This window comes from Halomonas sp. BC2 (assembly GCF_002078115.1).
GTDB classification, from domain to species: domain Bacteria; phylum Pseudomonadota; class Gammaproteobacteria; order Pseudomonadales; family Halomonadaceae; genus Vreelandella; species Vreelandella stevensii.
This window is the reverse complement of record NZ_LFGT01000028.1, coordinates 59559-62149: the sequence shown is the minus strand read 5'-3', so window position 1 is coordinate 62149 and position 2591 is coordinate 59559. Positions and strand designations below refer to the sequence as shown.

Genomic DNA, 2591 nt, shown 5'->3' with positions numbered 1-2591 from the left:
TCTACGACAACGGCATCGCGGTCCAGGTCGGCAGTACCACCCTGGCGCTGATCGGGCTGTTCAATATCTTCGGCACCTACGTCGCCGGCTGGCTGGGGGGGCGGTTCTCGAAACCGCGCCTGCTGAGCGGGATCTACCTGACCCGGGCGGTGATCATCACCCTCTTCCTGATGGCCCCCCTGAGCCCCACGACCACCTACCTGTTCGGCATCGCCATGGGCCTGCTGTGGCTCTCCACGGTGCCGCTGACCAACGGCATCGTCGCCTCGGTATTCGGCGTCCAGCACCTCTCCATGCTCGGCGGGATCGTCTTCCTGTTCCATCAACTCGGCTCCTTCATGGGGGTCTGGCTGGGTGGCTTCCTCTATGACCTGCAGGGTGACTACGACGTGGTCTGGAAGCTGGCCATCCTGCTCGGCGTGGCGGCGGCCATGCTGCACTGGTGGATCAGCGAGGCACCGGTGCAGCGTGAACTGCCTCAGGAGCTTGAAGCATGAGTCATCGCCTCACCCTGCGCATCGCCGCTGCCCTTATCACGGCCGCCACCCTGGCCCTGGTGTGGTGGGGCTGGCACCAGCTGGATGGCGCCCTGCTGCTGCTGGGCAGCCGGCTGTGTTGATGCTCTCTGCTAACCAATAAGGTGTTCTTCCGGTCAGTTCGGATCGCCCCGGGCTAGTGTGCCGGATGCGGCAACGTGCAAAGCTTCATTTCACATTGAAACGCTTCACAAAAATAGCCGTTGGGCACGACGTTAGTCGTGCCCAACGAAATGGCGCCACCGCCTTACTGCAATCAATTGTCGATGACGCGGATAGCTCTCAGAAGAAGCCCATCGGATTAATGTCGTAGCTGACCAGCAGGTTCTTGGTCTGCTGATAATGCTCGAGGGCCACCTTGTGGGTCTCGCGACCGACGCCGGACTTCTTGTAGCCACCGAAGGCCGCATGGGCCGGGTACTGGTGGTAGCAGTTGGTCCAGACGCGGCCGGCCTGGATACCACGCCCCATGCGGAAGGCCACATTGATGTCGCGACTCCAGACGCCGGCACCGAGGCCGAACTCGGTATCATTGGCAATCGCCAGCGCCTCCTCCTCGTCCTTGAAGGTTGTCACCGCCACCACTGGTCCAAAGATCTCCTCCTGGAACACGCGCATCTTGTTGTGGCCCTTGAGCAGAGTCGGCTCGATATAGAAGCCCTTGTCGTAGGCCGGATCGAAGCTCGCCTTGTCACCGCCAGTGATGAACTCCGCCCCCTCTTCGCGGGCGACATCCATGTAGGACATGATCTTGTCGAACTGTTCTTGCGAGGCCTGGGCCCCCACTTGCACATCAGTATCCAGCGGGTTGCCGCGCTTGATCTTGCTGACCTTCTCCATGACCTTGGCCATGAAGGCGTCATACATCGATTCCTGAATCAGTGCCCGTGAGGGGCAGGTACAGACTTCGCCCTGGTTGAAGAAGGCCAGCACCATCCCCTCGGCGGCTTTATCGATGAACTCCGGCTCGGCATTCATGATATCGGCGAAGTAGACGTTGGGCGACTTGCCACCCAGCTCCACGGTAGAGGGAATGATATTTTCGGCGGCGCACTTGAGGATGTGCGAGCCTACCGGGGTGGAGCCGGTGAAGGCGATCTTGGCGATCCGTTTGCTGGTCGCCAGTGCCTGGCCCGCCTCGGCACCGTAGCCGTTGACGATATTGACCACCCCCGGCGGCAGCAGATCACCAATCACCTTCATCAGTTCCAGAATCGATGCCGGCGTCTGCTCGGCAGGCTTGAGTACCACACAGTTACCGGCCGCCAGCGCCGGAGCCAGCTTCCATACTGCCATCAGCAGCGGGAAGTTCCACGGAATGATTTGACCCACCACTCCCAGTGGCTCATGGAAGTGGTAGGCCACGGTATTGGCGTCAATATCAGCCGCAGTACCCTCCTGGGCACGTATGCAACCGGCGAAGTAGCGGAAGTGGTCTACTGCCAGGGGCAAATCGGCGTTAAGGGTTTCACGCACCGCCTTGCCGTTGTCCCAGGTTTCGGCAACCGCCAGCTTCTCGATATTCTGCTCGATGCGATCGGCGATTCTGAGCAGCACGTTGCTGCGCTCGGCGGCAGAGGTCTTGCCCCAGGCCGGGGCGGCAGCATGGGCGGCGTCCAACGCCTTGTCGATATCCTCGGCGCTGGAGCGGGGAATTTCGCAGAACACCTCGCCAGTGACTGGGCTGACGTTATCGAAATATTCACCCTTCACCGGCGGCACGAACTCACCACCAATGTAGTTGCCGTAGCGTGATTCAAAGGTAATGACAGAACCAGCCTGACCGGGGTTGGTATAAATCATGGCACTCACTCCTGATTGGTTTTATTATCTCTGTATCGCAGAGGGTAAAAGCTTATACTTTTTTCTGGCACTACCGCAACACCACTTGAGAAAGATCATTAAAGCAGCAGAAAATCAAAAATAAACTGCCAGTAAGCAGTGCCTGGAACAAAGTTCCCATAGCCAGGATCAACCTCTACCTCTCCATCTTGGGCAACCACTTCTTACAGGCTACAGTATAAACAATCATACCTTCGTTTTCATACCTTCCCA

The 2591-nt window shown here is 58.8% G+C and carries 3 protein-coding genes; 2 read left to right on the top strand and 1 reads right to left on the bottom strand.

The window, feature by feature from the left end; genetic code table 11:
- On the top strand, positions 1–497 hold a 497-nt coding region (locus tag B7L71_RS16080; RefSeq protein ID WP_139790155.1), incomplete at its 5' end, for an MFS transporter.
- Positions 494–619, top strand: a complete 126-nt coding sequence (locus B7L71_RS17925; protein ID WP_268762352.1) for a hypothetical protein — start codon at positions 494–496, stop codon at positions 617–619. The genes B7L71_RS16080 and B7L71_RS17925, both read left to right, overlap by 4 nt.
- Positions 620–818: 199 nt before the next feature.
- On the opposite strand, the gene exaC is transcribed toward B7L71_RS17925, so the two are convergent.
- Complete coding sequence (gene exaC, locus B7L71_RS16075) at positions 819–2339, bottom strand: acetaldehyde dehydrogenase ExaC (RefSeq protein WP_081139120.1); 1521 nt, start codon at positions 2337–2339, stop codon at positions 819–821.
- Positions 2340–2591 lie beyond the last annotated feature (252 nt).

What these genes read in the sequence shown, in the direction of transcription:
- B7L71_RS17925 (WP_268762352.1), top strand. Translation starts at nt 494, where the DNA reads ATGAGTCATCGCCTCACCCTGCGCATCGCCGCTGCCCTTATCACGGCC.
- exaC (WP_081139120.1), bottom strand. Translation starts at nt 2,339, where the DNA reads ATGATTTATACCAACCCCGGTCAGGCTGGTTCTGTCATTACCTTTGAA.